Source organism: Fundidesulfovibrio sp. (genome assembly GCF_058402725.1).
The window spans coordinates 10548-26974 of sequence record NZ_JBZVFJ010000039.1; the positions used below are offsets into that span (position 1 = coordinate 10548).

Consider the following 16427-nt stretch of genomic DNA (forward strand, 5'->3'; position numbering starts at 1 on the left):
TCTATTCGAAGCGCTTGAAGACCACGCTGGCGTTGGTGCCGCCGAAGCCGAAGGAGTTGTTCATCACGGCCCGGACCTCGCGCTTGCGCGGTGCGCCCGGGGTGTAGTCCAGGTCGCAGTCGGGGTCGGGGGTGGTGTAGTTGATGGTGGGGGGCACCACCTGCTCCAGGATGGACTTGATCGAGAAGACGCTCTCGATGGCCCCGGCAGCGCCGAGGCAGTGGCCGATCATGGACTTGTTGGCCGTGACCGAGAGCTTGTGGGCGTGGCTGCCGAAGACGGTCTTGATGGCCTTGGTCTCGCAGGCGTCGTTCAACTGCGTGGAGGTGCCGTGGGCGTTCACGCTGTCGATCTCCTCGGGCTTGAGGCCCGACTCGCGCAGGGCCGCGCCCATAGCCAGGGCCATGCCCTCGCCGCTCTCGGGGGGGGCGGTCATGTGGAAGGCGTCGCCGGAAGCGCCGAAGCCCACCACCTCCGCCAGGATGCGCGCGCCGCGCGCCTTGGCGAACTCCAGTTCCTCCAGCACAAGGATGCCCGCGCCCTCGCCGATGACGAAGCCGGTGCGGTCCTTGTCGAAGGGGCGCGAGGCGTGCTGGGGATCGTCGTTGCGGGTGGAGAGGGCCTTCAGGGCGTTGAAGCCGGAGACGGCCAGCACGGCGATGGTGGATTCCACCCCGCCGCAGATCATGGCCTTGGAGCGGCCCAGCATGATGTCCGTATAGGCGTAGCCCACGCCGTGCGCGCCGGAGGCGCAGGCCGTGGTGGTGCACACGTTGGGGCCCTTGGCGCCGGTGAAGATGGCCGCCTGGCCTGCGGCCATGTTGGCGATGAGCACCGGGATGAAGAAGGGCGATACCCGCGAGGGGCCGCCGGCCAGCAGCTTTTTGTGCTGCTCCTCGATGGTGGAGAGCCCGCCCATGCCGCAGCCGATGATGGTGCCCACGTGGGGGGCCAGCTCGGGGGTGATGGCGAGGTCCGCGTCCTTGACCGCCATCAGGGACGCGGCGACCGCGTACTGGGCGAACAGGTCGAGGCGTTTGGCCTGCTTGGCGGGGATGAAGGGCGATGGGTCGAACCCTTTGACTTCACAAGCGAACGTGGTGTCGAAGCCTGTGGGGTCGAAGCGGGTGATGGGGCCCGCGCCCGAGACTCCGCCCAGGAGGTTGGTCCAGCTGGTGGCCAGGTCGTTGCCCAGGGGGGTGACGGCGGCCATGCCGGTGACGACGACGCGATGGAGCTTCATGGTCTTTGGCGCCTTGGGAGGAAAGCCGGGCGGCCGGGCGTGAGACCGGCCGCCAAGGCGTATGATGGTGGCAGGCTAGGCCTGCTTGGCCGCCACGTAGTCGATGGCGTCCTGGACCTTGACGATCTTCTGGGCGTCCTCGTCGGCGATTTCCACGCCGAACTCCTCTTCCATGGCCATGATCAGCTCGGTGAGGTCGAGGGAGTCGGCACCCAGATCGTCCACGAACTTGGCTTCGGGCTTGACCTCGTCGGCAGAGACGCCCAACTGGTCAACGATGATTTCCTTAACTTTTTCAGCGACGGACATTCGAGTTCTCCTTGGTGGGGGATGGTTGGCTAGTTCAGCTGCGGTGGAGGCCGCCGTTGACGGCCAGGACCTGCCCGGTGACGTAGGACGCCCCCGGCGAGGCCAGGTAGGACACGGCCGCGGCCACATCCTCGGGCGTGCCCATTTTCTTGAGCGGGATCTGCTGCAGGAAATTTTCCTTCACGGCCTCGGGGAGCACGGCGGTCATGTCGGATTCGATGAATCCGGGGGCCACCGCGTTCACGGTGACGCCGCGCGGGGCCAGCTCCACGGCGGCCGTCTTGGTGAGCCCGATGAGCCCGGCCTTGGCGGCCACGTAGTTGGCCTGGCCCGCGTTGCCCGTCTGGCCCACCACCGAGACGATGTTCACGATGCGCCCGGCGCGCCGTTTCATCATGATCTTGGCGGCTTCGCGCAGACAGGTGAAGGCCCCGGTGAGGTTGACGCCGATCACGCGGTCCCAGTCTTCGTCCTTCATGCGCACGAGCAGGCCGTCCTTGGTGATGCCGGCGTTGTTCACCAGCACGTCCAGGTCCACCTTGCCCTCGATGTGTTCCTTGAAGAAGGCGGGGATGGCCTCGCGGTCGCCCACGTCCAGGCGCAGGGCCTGGGCCTCGCCGCCCTCGGCCATGATGTGGGCCGCCACGGCCTTGGCCTCCTCGGGCTTGGAGACGTAGGTGAGGATCACGGAGAAGCCGTCCTGGGCAAGGCGCTTGGACACGGCCGCGCCGATGCCGCGCGAGCCTCCGGTGACGAGGGCTGTGAGCCGGGGAGGATTTTTCATGGGCTGTCCGGGGTCGAGGTGAGGATTGTTCCTAGCGCAAACGTGTCGCGATGACAAATGTCATTTTCTAGGCGAATTCCAGCAGCGCCGCGGCCCAGGTGAAGCCGCCGCCGAAGGTGGTCATGAGCACGCGCGAGCCCGAGCCCACGCGGCCGTCGGCCAGGGCGTCGGCCAGGGCGATGGGGGCCGAGGCGGCGGCGGTGTTGCCGTAGCGGTCCACGGTGACCATCACCTTGGCCTCGGGGCAGCGCAGGCGCTTGGCCACGCCTTCCATGATGCGCAGGTTGGCCTGGTGGGGGATGAAGAGGTCCACGTCGTCCATGGTCAGGGCGTTGCGGGCCAGGATGTCCTCGCAGACCTGGGTCATGTTGCGTACGGCGTTCTTGTAGATCTCGGGGCCGATCATCTCGATGAAGTGGTCGGCGTCCACGGTCTGGCCAAGCTTGTAAGGATGGGCCGAGCCGCCGCCCTTCACGGTGAGCAGGGGGCCGAGCGCCCCGTCGCTGCGGATGATGATGTCGCGCACGCTGGCCTGGCCGGGCTTGGGCTCGCGGTTGGAGAGCACCACGGCTCCCGCGCCGTCTCCGAAGAGCACGCAGGTGGCGCGGTCGGCCCAGTTGGTGCGGCTGGTGACCACCTCGGAGGCGCACACCAGCACTACGGACTCGGGTTTGCGCGCGATGGCGCCCATGCCCGTGTCCAGGGCGAAGAGGAAGCCCGAGCAGGCGGCGGCGATGTCCATGCAGGCCAGGTTCTTGAGGCCCAGCTTGTCCTGGAGGGTGCACGCGGCCGGGGGGCAGACGGTGTCGGGCGTGAAGGTGGCCACGTAGATGTGGCTCACGTCCCCGGGGTCGCGCCCGGCGTTTTCCAGGGCCGCGCGGGCGGCGTGGGCGGCCAGGTCGGTGCAGGCCTCGCCGGGGGCGACGATGCGTCGCTCCTTGATGCCGGTGCGCGTGGTGATCCAGTCGTCGCTCGTTTCCACGATGGACTCGAGGTCCGCGTTGGTGAGCACCCGCTGGGGGACGTAACGGCCGAAGCCTTCAAGCGTGAAGCGTGGCTGCATGGAGGGGAGTGGGGGGGCTTAGCCGGCCTGGGCCGTGCGTTTGGTGTAAAGGGCGAAGTCCTTGTTGGCGGACAGGCCTTCCTTGAGCAGGCGCGCGGTATCCTTGCGCACGAGCTTGCCGGCCATGTCCACGGCGTTGGCGATGGCCTTCTGGTTGGAGGCCCCGTGGCTGACGATGACGGTGCCGTTCAGGCCCAGCAGGGGCGCGCCGCCGTACTCGGCGTAGTCCATGAGGCGCGAGAAGCGCTTGAGCGCCGAGAGCGCCAGGGTGGTGCCGATCTTGGCGAAGAAGCCCCGGCGCAGCTCGCCCTTGAGGAGCCTCCCCAGGGACGAGGCCAGGCCCTCGGCCTGCTTGATGGCCACGTTGCCCACGAAGCCGTCGCACACCACCACGTCCACCTCGCCGGTGAAGATGTCGCGCCCTTCGATGTTGCCCACGAAGTTGAGCGAGCAGTGCTTGAAGAGGTCGAAGGCTTCCTTGACCAGCTGGTTGCCCTTGCCTTCCTCCTCGCCGTTGGAGAGCAGCGCCACGCGGGGTTCCTGGCAGCCCAGGAGCACGCGCGACATCACGTCGGCCATGATGCCGAACTGCATGAGGTTGATGGCCTTGCAGTCCACGTTGGCTCCGGCGTCCACCAGGACGCACGGGGAGCGCTCGGTGGGCAAGATGGTGACCAGGGCGGGCCGGTCCACCCCCTCGAGGCGTCCGAGGGTGAAGAGGCTGCACGCCAGCACCACGCCGGTGTTGCCGGCGCTGATGAGGCCGTCGGCCTGCTCGCCGCGCACGAGGTTGCAGCAAACCTGGATGGAGGAGTCCTTCTTTTTGCGAAGGGCCTCCGAGGGCTTGTCGTGCATGTCGGCCACCTGTGTGGCGTGGACGATGCGCACCACGATGCCGCGCGTGTCGAGCTTGGAAAGCTCGGCGGCGATGCGCGGCTCGTCGCCCACCAACAGGAGGTCGTACTGCTCGCGTCTGGCGGCCTGGACCGCGCCGGGGACCACCACGTGGGGGCCGAAATCCCCCCCCATGGCGTCCACGGCGATGCGGGGCCGACTAGGACTGGGGTTCATCCCGCTTGAGCACCTGGCGGCCCTTGTAGGTGCCGCAGCTGGGGCACACGCGGTGGGGCAGGGTGGGCTCCCCGCAGGAGCACAGGATGACGTTGGGCGGGGTCAGGGCGTCGTGGGAGCGGCGCATGCCCTTGCGGGACTTGGAGACTTTCTTCTTGGGGACGGCCATTTCCGTATACCTCTATTTTTGGTCTTTCTTGGCGATGGTCAGCCCGCGCAGGGCGGCCAAGCGCGGGTCCAGCTCGGTTCCGCCGCAGGGGCAGGGACCGGCGTTCAGGTCCTTCCCGCAGGAGGGACACAGGCCTTTGCAGTCGTCGGAGCACAGCGGCTTCACGGGCAGCGCCAGCACGAATTCTTCCCAGAGCATTCCGCCCGCGTCAAGCTCCAGGGTGCGCCCGGTGCGGCGCAAAAGCCCGGGCTCCACCTGCTCCTCGCCGGAGAGGGGTTCTTCCTCGAAGAGCTCGAAGGGCTGGTCCACTTCCACGGAGGTCGGGACGGTGCAGCGGTCGCAGGGGGTTTCCATGCGTCCGGCAAGCCTGCCGGTCACGTGGACGCCGCGTTCCACGGGGGCCACGCGGAACGTGGCCGTCAGAGGAACCGCTGCGTTGTAATCCATGTGGAATTCACGCAGGCCGACGGCCCAGAGTTCCGGGTCGTCCACGGTGAATTCGCGGCCCTCGGCCGGGATGTCGGTGATGTCCAGCCACAGTCCGGCCATGCTTCGTCCTCCGGGAAACAACGCCGAATAATCGTGCCCCGTGGTTCTGTCAACAAAAAGCTTGCCAGCCTGAAAAAGTGCGTGTAAGCATCGCTTCCCTTTGACGAGATTTTCATTTCCAGGGGCATCACCCTGTCTGGAGGTAGCGATATGTCCAAGGTCTGCGAAAACTGCGGGAAGAAGCCCCAGGTCGGCAACAACGTCTCCCACGCCAACAACAAGAGCAAGCGCCGCTTCGTGCCCAACCTGCGCCAGGTGCGCGCCCAGAAGGCCTCCGGCGAGGTCTGCACCATGACGGTCTGCACCCGCTGCCTGCGTTCCGGCGCGGTGGTCAAGCCCGTCGCCCGCGCCAAGGCCGAGTAGGGCCGTAACGCCTCCGAAGCCTTTCCAGGCCGGATCGGGAGTTCCCCGGTCCGGCCTTTCGACGTTGGTCCGGCCGCAGGCCGGGCCGCTGGTTCCGCCGCAGGTCCGGCCAGTTGTGACGCCGCCTGGCCGTCCTTGAGCACCCGTCCCAGGGCGTCCTCCGCCGGTTCCGGAGAGGGGAGGCGCCGCTTTGTGTCCGACCGGCCGGGGGCCTCAGTCCAGGTCCAGGATCACCGCGCCCGAGGAGAAGACCCCCCAGGCGGGCATGCCCTGTTCCAGCCCCCGGGCCTCTTCGCGTTCCACGACGGCGCACAGCCGGGTGCCTCCCGGCAGCTCCAGGATCACCTCGGCGGCCAGTTCGCCCAAGGTGACGCGCTCCACCCGCCCCTTGCAGGCGTTGGACGCGCCCGCGCGCGGCCTCTCCGGCCCGGGAAACACCGACACCCACGGGGCCTTCACCCGGGCCGTGGCCATCTTGTCGCGGGAGAGTTCCAACACCTCCAGGCTGTCGTTGGTGATGAGCGCGCGCACGGCGAAACCGCCCAGCGTGTCCAGCTCCACCAGGGACTGGATGTCTCCGCGCGCCACGCGCGCCACCCGGCCGTGGAAGGCGTTGCGCGCGCTGGTGCGGCGCGTGGCCTCGCGGCGCACGAAGCGCGAGAGGATGCGGCGCACGTCGTCGTCGGAGAAGTCCTGGCAGGCAGCCGTGAGGCTGGCCGTGGAGTGCCCCAGCAGGGCCTGCACCACCGCGAGGGGCACGTCGCTGCGCAACAGTTCGATGGCCCGGGACTTGCGCAGGGCGCTGGCGTTGGCCAACTCCCGGGGGAGGCCGGCCTCCCGGCCGCGCTCGTAGAACTTCTTTCGCACGAAGCCCTGGTCCAGTTGGAGCATCCTGCCGCGCAAGGGGCGGCAGTCGGGGTGCTCCAGGCAGGCGCGCAGCTCGGCCGCCGCGTCAGCTGGCAGCTCCACCCGGCGTCCGGGTGCCTCGCCCTGCCTGCCCAAGCCCACCAGGCCGCGCTCCAGGTCCAGATCCTCCAGGTCGTCCAGGGCAAGCACCTCGCCCAGGCGCGCGCCCGTGTAGCGCAGGAGCAGGTAAACGGCCCACACCCGGCTGCGCGCCCGGCGCGCTCCCGGCGTCGCGGCAACGGCGCGCCATGCGCGGAAGGCCCCGGTGAGCGCCTCCAGTTGGAGAGGGTCCAGCCACTTGACGTCCTCGGGGATGGAGAACACCTTGCCGGGCGGGAGCCGGTCGGAGGCGTCGGCGGGGGCCGGATCGCGAGGGAGCATGGGGGGACCTCCGGGAGTGCCTTTTCAGTATAATCACTGTTTCCGCTAGACAAGTGATTCTGTCCAGGGTAGGCAAGAGTCACGTAAAAGAAAAGAAGCGTGACGTAAATGCCCGGAGTCCAGCGATTCCATCGGCCACGAACGACATCAGGAGCGATCCCATGTACTTCCCGGCAGCAGGCATCGAGGTCAATCCGCTGGTTCCCCCCCTGGTGGCCCTGGCCATCTCGTTCGTCACGTCCATGGGGGGCGTTTCGGGGGCGTTTCTGCTCCTGCCGTTCCAGATGAGCGTGCTGGGGTACGTGAACCCTTCGGTGAGCTCCACCAACCAGCTCTACAACATCGTGGCCATTCCCAGCGGGGTGTGGCGCTTCATCCGCGAGGGGCGCATGGTCTGGCCGCTCACGTGGGTGGTGGTGCTGGGCACGCTGCCGGGGGTGCTCATCGGGGCGGTGGTGCGCGTGACGTGGCTGCCCGACCCCGGGAGCTTCAAGGCCTTCGCGGCCTTCGTGCTGCTCTACGTGGGCGGGCGCATGGCCTGGGACCTCTGGAAGAAGAAGGCTCCGGCCAAGCCCGCCGCCACGGCGCAGGACCCCAAGGTCAAGGCGGACTGCCAAGGCCCCAAGGGCGCGGGGCTCGTGCACGTCACGTCGTTCACGCTGTCGCGCCTGGCCTACGAGTTCCAGGGCGAGAGCTACAGCGTGAAGACCACGGGCATCTTCGGGCTGAGCTTCGTGGTGGGCATCGTGGGGGGCATCTACGGCATCGGCGGCGGTGCGATCATCGCGCCGTTCTTCGTGGCCTTCTACGGGCTGCCGGTGCATACGGTGGCCGGGGCCGCGCTCATGGGCACCTTCGTGACCTCCGTGGCCGGGGTGGCCTTCTACCAGGCCATCGCGCCCTTCTATCCCAAGCTCTCGGTGGCCCCGGACTACACCCTGGGGGTGCTCTTCGGGCTGGGCGGCATGTGCGGCATGTACCTGGGGGCGCGCTGCCAGAAGCACGTGCCTGCCAAGCTCATCAAGGGCATGCTGGCGGTGCTCATCGTGCTCCTGGCGCTGCGCTATCTGAAGGAAGCCCTGTTCTAGGCTTCGAGGGCGCGCCGTGTTCACCCCCGAGGCGGTGCTGGGGGCTGCCCGCTCCCTGTACGCGCGGCTCGCGCGGCGCGAGGTGGTGGTGTCCGGGGCGTGCCTGCGCTGCGGGGCGTGCTGCGAAAACCTCTGCCTGACCGCCGAGGGCGGGCTGATCACCGTGCCCGAACACTTCGAGGCCCTGGTCCGGGAGGACCCGGGCTTCGCGCGCTTCCGGATCACGGGGCGCACGCCGACGGGCGTGCTGCTCTTCGCCTGCACCCTGCTGACGGACCGTCGCTGCGGCGACTACGCGGGCCGCCTGGACATCTGCCGCGACTACCCCCGCCCCTCCACCTGGCTGGCCGGGCACGACCTGCTGCCCGGCTGCGGTTTCCGCATCGAATTAAGGCGATAATACACGTAGTCCCGCAGATGGCGTGCGGTCTGTGCGATGGTCGGCAGTGCTGCGGTCAACCTGCTGTTCGACGTGGTGGAGAGTTGGCCCGCCAAGGCGGAGACGGCCTTCTGGCGTGTGCTGATGGGCAACCCCGCGCAGCTTCTGGATGTCTATGCCGAGGTGCGCGACCTGGCCGAGGAGGAACTTTACCCGTTGGGCTGGTCCGGACACCACGGTACCCCGAGCGAAGGGCGGTTTGCCCAGGGAGGCCGCCATGGGCGTTGAAGACATTGACAACATCGAGACGCCACTGGCAGACAGTCAGTCGAACTCGTTCAGCGAAAACGATACAGGTTCTGCCGGATTGGGGCTGGACACATCCGGTGAATGGCGTCTTAGGGGCGGCGACGGCGGCGAGCCGTCATGGACCGCCCCGAGCCTGACGCACACCCTGGGGCCGGGCCGCCGGGAGAAGCTGGCCTCGCTCTTCTCGGGCAGCTACGACCCGATGCAGGCCCGCCTGGAGTCGCTATCCAAGGGCGTCACCGGGTACGAGATGAAGAAGGAAGAGCCCCTGATCGGCCCCGACGGCGGCATGGTCGGGCGTGGGATCAAGGCGGCCGGTGACTGGTATCTGGACTATGTGAACGACAACAAGGGCGGCTTGGACAACGTCATGAGGGACAAGCTCACGCCGCACGATTGGGCCGTGGATATGCTGGAAACGGGTTCGCGTGGGCTGTTGACGCGGTGGACGGGGATCGAGACGGATTTCACGCCGCGATATGCTGGAAACAGAGTGCTTCAATTCGGCCTGTCACCCATCAAGATGCTCGGAGGCGCACAGTCGTATTTGAAGGGCGCGGCAGGCAGTCTGATCTCGCCGACGCAAGCCCTCGTCCAGGGCGCGCGAGCTTGGGGAGGCGAGGAGATCAAGCCGAAGGAAGCTGCCAGTGGCGCTACTTCGCTGTGGAAGGCCGGTGTAGGCGTCACGCGGGGCGTAGGATCGCCCACGACGCTGCAGGCCCAGGACCTGATGGACAAGTACATGAACGCAGGGTCGGCCACCGGGAAGGCCTTGGAGAATCAACGCTGAACAGAATGACGGACAGCCGGTCCACGTTTGCGGGCCGGCTGTCCGAATGGAATCGAACTATGCGTGCATTGGATTGTCTGCGGTTCGCCATGGCGACGGCACTTGTTTGTTGTGTAGCGGTGTCGACGTGTAATGCCGGAGTGAAAACAGAACAAGATGTTAAAAAATACATCGAATCAAGCGACGATTATATGAAGCGTCTTTACGCGATTAGGAAAGAAAACATTAGATTGGGGTTGCAAGATGAGGCCATAGCTCTTGATCGATCTAGAGATGAAATCCGTTGCCAGGCGTTCGTCAATGCAGGTCTGGTCGGCTATGTTGCGGAGTTGATAAATTATTCAGATGTGGTGGCGTGGACGTTCTTCCTAGAGAGTCTGATTTCCTGGAAAACACAGACTGATTTTCGTTTTGACAAAAGTCTTGTCGCGACGATGTATGCCAAGAGAGACGATATGGAGCGCCGTATCGACGTTGTCCGGGATACTTTCGTCAAGGACGAGGAGCTGCGGAACATCCTGCAGGGATTCAGAGGTCATGTTAAAGACCTGTTGGATCGGTGGCCATACGCCTCCTGCGAAATGGGGACGCCGGGCGGTGATGTTTTCGCAGGGTTGGGCCAGCAGTATCTTGATATGGAGCGCGCTTCCCAGGAAGCAATGTCCACGTTCAGGAACATAAGCATGCGGTTTGACCCGTTGTCAGGGGGCTTCAATATGGACGGTGATCAGTGCGTGGAGCCGCTTATCATTCATGGCATGACGCAACGCCTGGCGCTGCGCATCCACAGCGTGATGACCATGGCGCTTCTCTACGGAGTCACGCAGCGCTACAAGGATATCCCTGAAGTCAAGGCGCAGGAGGCGTATGCCGTGGCGGGGTTGAACTTCATGTTGTTCGATTTCGAGGAAAGCGAAAAAACGACCCGGCTGATCGGAGAGGTAAGCAAGAACCCCGCCGTTCGTAAGGCAACTGCAGACTACCTGGAGCAGTACCGCAAATGGCGCGCGGCCCTGGACGCCGCCCTGGCCAGCGACGGGCTGGTCCTGCCGGGGGACAAGACACAGTAGATGCGTAACGTCCGGTGATTCACGCGTGAGGGCCGGGCCGCCGGGAGAAGCTGGCCTCGCTGTTCTCGGGCAGCTACGACCCGATGCAGGCCCGCCTGGAGTCGCTATCCAAGGGCGTCACCGGGTACGAGATGAAGAAGGAAGAGCCCCTGATCGGCCCCGACGGCGGCATGGTCGGGCGTGGGATCAAGGCGGCCGGTGACTGGTATCAGGACTATGTGAACGACAACAAGGGCGGCCTGGACAACGTCATGAAGGACAAACTCACGCCGCACGATTGGGCCGTGGATGCGCTGGAAACGGGTTCGCGTGGGGCGTTGACTCGGTTTACAGGGATCGAGACGGATTTCACGTCGAGGTATCCTGGAAACGCATTGCTCCAGTTCGGCACGGTACTTCCGAAGGCGTTCGGCGGCGCGCAGGCCTCGTTGAAGGGCGCGGCAGGCAGTCTGATTACGCCGACGCAAGCCCTCGTCCAGGGCGCGCGAGCTTGGGGAGGCGAGGAAATCCAGCCGAACGAAGCGGCCAGGGGCGCGGCTTCGCTGTTGAAAATCGGGGTGGGTTCCGCTCTGGGCGCAGGATCGACCGCTGCGATGCAGGTGCACGACACAGTGGATAAGTATTCCGGTGCGGCGTTCGGTACCGCCAAGGTACTCAAGAACCAGCGCTGAGTGCACGAAAGTGGGCAGTCGGCGGCGATGCCTGCCGCCGACTGACCCCAAGTCCGCATCAAGGAGGTTATTGGAGTGCGGTACGCTCTTCTTGTGTTTCTCTGGATCGGGATCGTGGTGGCGTATGCCGCCTCCGACAGGATGGTCAAATCGCAGCGCTCCGCCCAGAAAACAGCCGAGGCGATGCAGGCCTATGCGGAGCAGGTGCACGCCGTGCAGGTCAACATAGACGGCAAGCTGCAGTCCATGGCGCAGAGCGCGCAAAGCGAAACCAATTCCACGGACATCGCTTTCATACGACAGACATTGGTGGCGCAGGCGCTCCTTCTGTACCTGGGGGAGATGGCCAATCTGGCCGAAGTCACGACGTATGATTACAATGCGGTGGTTCTGGCATCCTGGAAGACGGACACGCCCATGGTCGGGTTCCGGCGGCAGGCCTGGGCCATGCGCAAGTCCTCGAAAGACGCGGCCGAATACTCGGAGCGCCTGCGCAAACAGTTCCTGCGAGACGAAACCCTGGTTGCCCAGGTTCTGGAAGTCGAAGGGCTGGTCTCCGACTTGATCAAGCGCTGGCCCTACTCCAACGAAGAGGCCGTGTCGCGCGACGGCGGCAGCGTGGCAAAGTTGAGCGACAAGTACGTAGAATTCGGCAAGCTGTCGCTCCAGATGTTGTCGTTCTTGCGCTCCATGGCTGATTTTTTCGACCCGTCCAGCGGCAACTACCCGGTGGAGGAAGAGCACAGCCTCTACTACATGGTGATCTACATGCAGACCAAATACCTTGCCGTGCGTTCGGTCAATGCCATGGCGATGGGTTTGATGTGCGGCGTCACGGAATATTTCAAACAGTACCCGGAAATGCAGCCGCTGCAGCAGGACGTCATGCGGTGGATGAAGCTCTACGTCCCGAACTTCACGATCTGGGACCAGCAATTCCAGATGTTCGTCCAGCTCAGCCAGGACCCCGGCGTGGCCCAGGCAGCCGCCGACTACCATGAGCAGTACGCCACATGGCGCGCGGCCCTGGACGCCGCCCTGGCCAGCGACGGGCTGGCCCTGCCGGGGGACAAGGCCCAGTAGACGCGGAACGCCCGGCGCTCCACGCGGGAAGGCCGGGCGTCGTGAAATGCGGTCCGGTGCGGCTGGTCTAGCAGGCGGGGCCGCCGTCCTCCACAACCTGGCCGTCTTCCATCACCACGGTGCGGTCCGCGAGCTTGGCGTACCCCAGGTCGTGCGTGACCATCACCACGGCCACGCCGTCGCGGTGCACGTCGCGCAACAGTTCGATCACGGCGTCGCCGTTCTTTTTGTCCAGGCTGCCCGTGGGCTCGTCGGCGAAGAGCACCGAGGGGCTCTTCACCAGCGCCCGGGCGATGGCCACGCGCTGCTGCTCGCCGCCGGAGAGCTTGCCCGGCAGCCGCTCCTCCTTGCCCGCGAGCCCCACGCGCGCCAGGCACTCACGGGCCTTGTCCCGCGTCTCGCCGTTCACGGGGCGCAGGCTGTTCATGTAGGGCAGCATCACGTTCTCCAGGGCCGTCAGGTAGGGCAGCAGGTGGTGCAGCTGGAAAATCATGGAGAAATCGCCGTGGCGCAGGGCGTTCAGCTCGCCCTCGCCCATGGCCGACACCTCGCGGTCGCGGTAGAGCACGCGGCCCGCATCCGGCCGCAGCAGCGAGGAGAGCACGTTCAAAAGCGTGGACTTCCCCGAACCGGAGCGCCCCACCACGCACGCGAACTCCCCCGCGCCGACGGAGACGGAGACGTCGCGCAGCACGGGCGTGTCGCCGAAGGTTTTCGAGACGTTCAAGGCTTGCAGCATGGTCGTTTTCCTCTGGGCGGACCCAGGTTAGAGCATCACCAGGGCCTGGCTCGGCTCGGTGTTGGCGGCCTTCCAGGCAGGGATCACTGAACTCAGGCACGAGACCAGGGCCACGCCGCCCAGCGTGGCCGCCAGGTGCAGGGGCTCCATGGAAAGGCTCGACTCCTTGGCCAGGTCCAGCAGGTCCATCACCTGGAGGCTCACCCCGAAGCCGCCGAAATAGCCGACCAGCCCCGCCGCCATGCCGATGATCAATGCTTCCACGCTGAAGATCGAGAACACCGCCGCCCGCGAATACCCCAGCGAGCGCAACACGCCGATCTCGTGCTTGCGTTCGTTCACCGAGGCCAACAGCGACAGGGCGATCATGAAGCAGGCCGTGACAAGGAGGATCACGCTCACGATCAGCGCCAGGTGCTGCACGAAATGGATGGTGTACATGCGGCTCTTCACCACCTTCTGCATGGCCACGATGTCCACCTCGGGCAGCGCCTGCTGGATCTGGGCCACGATCTCGTCGATGGGGCAGCCCGAACAGAGCGCCGCCACCTCCGCGAAGTGGATGGCACCGGGCTGGCCGAAGGCAGCCTGGAGGTCGGCCAGGCCCGCGAAGACCACGTTGTCGTCCTCGGAGCCCGTGGGCGTGAGCACCCCGGCCACGGTGAAGCGCGTGCCGTTGGCCTCGAAGCTGTCGCCTGGCCTGAGCCCCAGGGCCTGCGCCGCCTTGGCCCCGGCCAGCACCTCGCCGGGGGCGTCGGCCGGGCGTCCCTCGAAGCCCCAGTAGCTCTTGATCATCAGCTCCTCGGGCCAGTCCACGCCGATCATGGCCACGGAGCGCCCGCCCAGCCGGGCCAGGGCCATGAACTTGGGGGCCACGGCCGCGATGCGCTCCTTGAGCTCAATGGAGCGCACCCGCGCCACCTGTTCGGCCGTGAGATGCTTCGCGTCGAAAGCAACGCTGCCCAGGCTGAAGCCGCCGTAGCCCACCGAGAGCGTCTCCACCCGGGGCTGGAGAAGGATGTTCGCGCCATAGGCCGTCAGCTTCTTCTCCATGGAGTCGCCCACGGCCGTGGACACGTAGTTGAGCGCCACCACCGAGCAGATGCCCAGCGCGAACACCAGCGTGAGCAGGAGCGTGCGCGCCAGCTTGCGCCGCAGCGTGCGCGCCGGAAGCGTGAGGAGGTTCATGGAGCCACGCCTACTTGAAGTACTTCACGCCGGCGGCAAGTTCGGCCTTGGGGATCATCACCACGTCGCCCTCCACCTTGGTGGCCACGGGGTGCGGATTGCAGCCGCCCTTCACCAGGCTCACGCGCGACACGTGGAACTTCATGCCGCAGTTCACGCACACCATGAACTCGCCCTGCTGCTTGTAGCCCTTCTTCTCGGGATAGCAGACGTCGCAGGCGTCCAAGGCCGCGCGCACCGTGCCGTCCGGGGCCTTGATCAGGAAGTATTTCACCGTCACGCCGCCTTCGTCGTGCTTGTAGAACTTGGCCGTCTCGCTCACGTCCTTGAGCGGGATGCTCACCGAGTCGTCGGCGGCGGAGGCGGCAAAGGGCAGCGACAGAAGAAGCGTCAGGGTCAGGAGCAGGCGTTTCACGCGGGGTACCTCTCGGGATGGGATGTTGGCGCACGGGACGGACGGCCGTCCGCCCACCGTGCAAACCCGACCGCACTTGCGGGAATCGTGCCGCGATGCAACGGTTCGATATTCTACCTGTTTTCTATCGATGTGCAGCACTTGTGCAAGCGCCTTGCACATCGAAGCGGCCCGGGCCGGGCCGCGCGCGTTGACACGTCTCCCCCGGGGCGCTAACCACCCGGCCACCAAGCATCCCGGAGGCCCCATGAACGTCGTCACCCGCTTCGCCCCCAGCCCCACCGGCCAGCTGCACATCGGCGGCGCGCGCACCGCCATCTTCAACTGGCTCCTGGCCCGTCAGGCCGGCGGGCGCTTCGTCCTGCGCATCGAGGACACCGACACCCAACGCTCCGTCGCCGCCTACACCGACGGCATCCTCGCCTCCATGACCTGGCTCGGCCTCGACTGGGACGGCGAACCCATCTACCAGTCGCAACGCTTCGACGTGTACAACGCCGCCATCGACCGCATGGTGGAAGCAGGCACCGCCTACTGGTGCTCCTGCTCCCCCGAGGAAGTGGAGGCCATGCGCGAAACAGCCCGCGCCCAGGGCCGCAAGCCCAAATACGACGGACGCTGCCGCGAACGCGGACTCGGCCCCGGCCCCGGACGCGTGGTGCGCCTCAAGGCCCCCCTCGACGGCGTGACCCTCGTGGACGACCTCATCCGAGGACCCGTCTCCTTCGACAACGCCGAACTCGACGACATGATCCTGCGGCGCTCCGACAACACCCCCACCTACAACCTCGCCGTGGTGGTGGACGACGCCGAAATGGGCATCACACACGTGGTGCGCGGCGACGACCACCTGAACAACACCCCAAAGCAGATCCTCATCTACAAGGCCCTCGGCCTGCCCCTGCCCGCCTTCGGCCATGTGCCCATGATCCTCGGGCCGGACAAGAAGAAGCTCTCCAAACGCCACGGGGCCACCGCCGTCTTCGAATACTCCGACGAGGGCATCCTCCCCGAAGCCATGCTCAACTACCTCGTCCGACTGGGCTGGGCCTTCGGAGACCAGGAAATCTTCACCAAGCAGCAGCTCCTCGACGCCTTCTCCATCAAGGCCCTGGGCGCTTCCGCCTCGGTCTTCGACCGCGAAAAGCTCCTCTGGCTCAACCAGCACTACATCAAGGAAGCGCCCCTCGACCGCCTCGCCGGGCTCCTGGCCGACGCCCTGGCCCGGCGCGGCCGCCCCGACGCGGACCAGGAATACCTCAAACGTTTCATCCCCCTGCTTCAGCCGCGCTCCCGCACCATCGTGGAGATGGCCGAACAGGCCGAAATGTTCGTGGACGACGCACCGGCCATGGACCCTCAGGCCCGGGCCAAGTTCCTCACCGACGAGGTGAAGCCCCACCTCGCCGCACTGGCCGCACTCTTCCAGGCCGCCGCCGACTTCCGCCAGGAACCCCTCGAAGCCGCCGCCAAAGACTGGCTCGACCAGAACGGCCTGAAGTTCAAGGCCGTCGCCCAGCCCCTGCGCGTGGCCCTCACCGGCCGCACCGCCTCCCCCGGGCTTTTCGAGATGATCGAAGCCATGGGCAAGGCGCGCGTCCTCGAAAGGCTCGGCCGGATCTAGCCCCGCCCCGGACCCCGCCAGGGCTCCGCCCTGGACCCGCCGGGGCTCCGCCCCGGACCCGCCGGGCTCCGCCCGGACCCGCCGGGCTCCGCCCTGGACCCGCCGGGCTCCGCCCGGACCCGCCAGGGCTCCGCCCTGGACCCGCCGGGCTCCGCCCGGACCCGCCGGGGGGAGTGCCTCCCCCCAGACCCCGGCAATTGCTTCGCGGGATTCACCGGGTCAAGCATCGTCGG

Annotated in this window: 20 protein-coding genes; 9 read left to right on the plus strand and 11 right to left on the minus strand. The window is 66.4% G+C overall.

From position 1 onward, the window contains the following. Position 1 precedes the first annotated feature (1 nt). The 7 genes from fabF to ACV4UX_RS07270 form a co-directional block, all read right to left on the minus strand. A complete protein-coding gene (gene fabF / locus ACV4UX_RS07240; RefSeq protein ID WP_491592646.1) occupies positions 2-1243 on the minus strand; it encodes a beta-ketoacyl-ACP synthase II in 1242 nt (413 codons plus the stop codon). 75 nt (positions 1244-1318) lie between these two features. Continuing rightward, on the minus strand, positions 1319-1552 hold the full coding sequence (acpP, locus tag ACV4UX_RS07245) for an acyl carrier protein (RefSeq protein WP_173086761.1): 234 nt from the start codon (positions 1550-1552) through the stop codon (positions 1319-1321). A gap of 34 nt (positions 1553-1586) precedes the next feature. Then, complete coding sequence (gene fabG, locus ACV4UX_RS07250) at positions 1587-2336, minus strand: 3-oxoacyl-[acyl-carrier-protein] reductase (protein ID WP_491592647.1); 750 nt, start codon at positions 2334-2336, stop codon at positions 1587-1589. 67 nt (positions 2337-2403) lie between these two features. Beyond that, the gene (locus ACV4UX_RS07255; protein WP_491592648.1) at positions 2404-3399 is read right to left on the minus strand and encodes a beta-ketoacyl-ACP synthase III; all 996 of its coding nucleotides are present in this window, start codon (positions 3397-3399) and stop codon (positions 2404-2406) included. Positions 3400-3417: 18 nt separating this feature from the next. Then, on the minus strand, positions 3418-4470 hold the full coding sequence (gene plsX, locus ACV4UX_RS07260) for a phosphate acyltransferase PlsX (protein ID WP_491592649.1): 1053 nt from the start codon (positions 4468-4470) through the stop codon (positions 3418-3420). Then, positions 4454-4639 carry a 50S ribosomal protein L32 gene (gene rpmF / locus ACV4UX_RS07265; protein WP_173086757.1) on the minus strand — a complete coding sequence of 62 codons (186 nt, stop codon included), beginning with the start codon at positions 4637-4639 and terminating at the stop codon, positions 4454-4456. Before rpmF ends, plsX begins: the two co-directional genes overlap by 17 nt. 12 nt (positions 4640-4651) lie before the next feature. Next, positions 4652-5188 (minus strand): YceD family protein, encoded by a 537-nt coding sequence (locus tag ACV4UX_RS07270; RefSeq protein WP_491592650.1) that lies wholly within the window; start codon positions 5186-5188, stop codon positions 4652-4654. Positions 5189-5338: 150 nt separating this feature from the next. On the opposite strand from ACV4UX_RS07270, the gene rpmB reads away from it, so the two are divergent. Then, a complete protein-coding gene (gene rpmB, locus ACV4UX_RS07275; RefSeq protein ID WP_173086755.1) occupies positions 5339-5551 on the plus strand; it encodes a 50S ribosomal protein L28 in 213 nt (70 codons plus the stop codon). A gap of 213 nt (positions 5552-5764) precedes the next feature. Here the strand turns inward: rpmB and ACV4UX_RS07280 are convergent, their stop codons facing one another. Continuing rightward, complete coding sequence (locus ACV4UX_RS07280; RefSeq protein ID WP_491592651.1) at positions 5765-6838, minus strand: TOBE domain-containing protein; 1074 nt, start codon at positions 6836-6838, stop codon at positions 5765-5767. Positions 6839-6999: 161 nt separating this feature from the next. Here ACV4UX_RS07280 and ACV4UX_RS07285 point away from each other — a divergent pair, with 161 nt between their 5' ends. The 7 genes from ACV4UX_RS07285 (at position 7000) to ACV4UX_RS07315 (ending at position 12228) form a co-directional block, all read left to right on the plus strand. Beyond that, positions 7000-7926 carry a sulfite exporter TauE/SafE family protein gene (locus tag ACV4UX_RS07285; RefSeq protein ID WP_491592652.1) on the plus strand — a complete coding sequence of 309 codons (927 nt, stop codon included), beginning with the start codon at positions 7000-7002 and terminating at the stop codon, positions 7924-7926. A gap of 16 nt (positions 7927-7942) precedes the next feature. After that, positions 7943-8326: a CxxCxxCC domain-containing protein gene (locus ACV4UX_RS07290; protein WP_491592653.1), complete on the plus strand. Its 384-nt coding sequence runs from the start codon at positions 7943-7945 to the stop codon at positions 8324-8326. 36 nt (positions 8327-8362) lie between these two features. Continuing rightward, positions 8363-8593 carry a hypothetical protein gene (locus ACV4UX_RS07295; protein WP_491592654.1) on the plus strand — a complete coding sequence of 77 codons (231 nt, stop codon included), beginning with the start codon at positions 8363-8365 and terminating at the stop codon, positions 8591-8593. Continuing rightward, positions 8583-9404 carry a hypothetical protein gene (locus ACV4UX_RS07300; RefSeq protein ID WP_491592655.1) on the plus strand — a complete coding sequence of 274 codons (822 nt, stop codon included), beginning with the start codon at positions 8583-8585 and terminating at the stop codon, positions 9402-9404. Before ACV4UX_RS07295 ends, ACV4UX_RS07300 begins: the two co-directional genes overlap by 11 nt. A gap of 59 nt (positions 9405-9463) precedes the next feature. Continuing rightward, positions 9464-10474: a hypothetical protein gene (locus tag ACV4UX_RS07305; protein ID WP_491592656.1), complete on the plus strand. Its 1011-nt coding sequence runs from the start codon at positions 9464-9466 to the stop codon at positions 10472-10474. 131 nt (positions 10475-10605) lie between these two features. Further along, positions 10606-11145, plus strand: a complete 540-nt coding sequence (locus ACV4UX_RS07310) for a hypothetical protein (protein ID WP_491592657.1) — start codon at positions 10606-10608, stop codon at positions 11143-11145. A 75-nt stretch (positions 11146-11220) separates the two neighbouring features. Beyond that, complete coding sequence (locus tag ACV4UX_RS07315) at positions 11221-12228, plus strand: hypothetical protein (protein WP_491592658.1); 1008 nt, start codon at positions 11221-11223, stop codon at positions 12226-12228. 67 nt (positions 12229-12295) lie between these two features. Here the strand turns inward: ACV4UX_RS07315 and ACV4UX_RS07320 are convergent, their stop codons facing one another. The 3 genes from ACV4UX_RS07320 to ACV4UX_RS07330 are packed head-to-tail and all read right to left on the minus strand — an operon-like array spanning position 12296 to position 14570. Continuing rightward, entirely contained in the window at positions 12296-12967 is a 672-nt protein-coding gene (locus ACV4UX_RS07320) for an ABC transporter ATP-binding protein (protein WP_491592659.1), read from the minus strand. 27 nt (positions 12968-12994) lie between these two features. After that, positions 12995-14155, minus strand: a complete 1161-nt coding sequence (locus tag ACV4UX_RS07325; RefSeq protein WP_491592660.1) for an ABC transporter permease — start codon at positions 14153-14155, stop codon at positions 12995-12997. A 10-nt stretch (positions 14156-14165) separates the two neighbouring features. After that, a complete protein-coding gene (locus ACV4UX_RS07330) occupies positions 14166-14570 on the minus strand; it encodes a DUF2318 domain-containing protein (protein ID WP_491592661.1) in 405 nt (134 codons plus the stop codon). Between the two features lie 247 nt (positions 14571-14817). On the opposite strand from ACV4UX_RS07330, the gene gltX reads away from it, so the two are divergent. Further along, entirely contained in the window at positions 14818-16194 is a 1377-nt protein-coding gene (gene gltX, locus ACV4UX_RS07335) for a glutamate--tRNA ligase (RefSeq protein ID WP_491592662.1), read from the plus strand. The last annotated feature ends 233 nt before the right edge of the window (positions 16195-16427 follow it).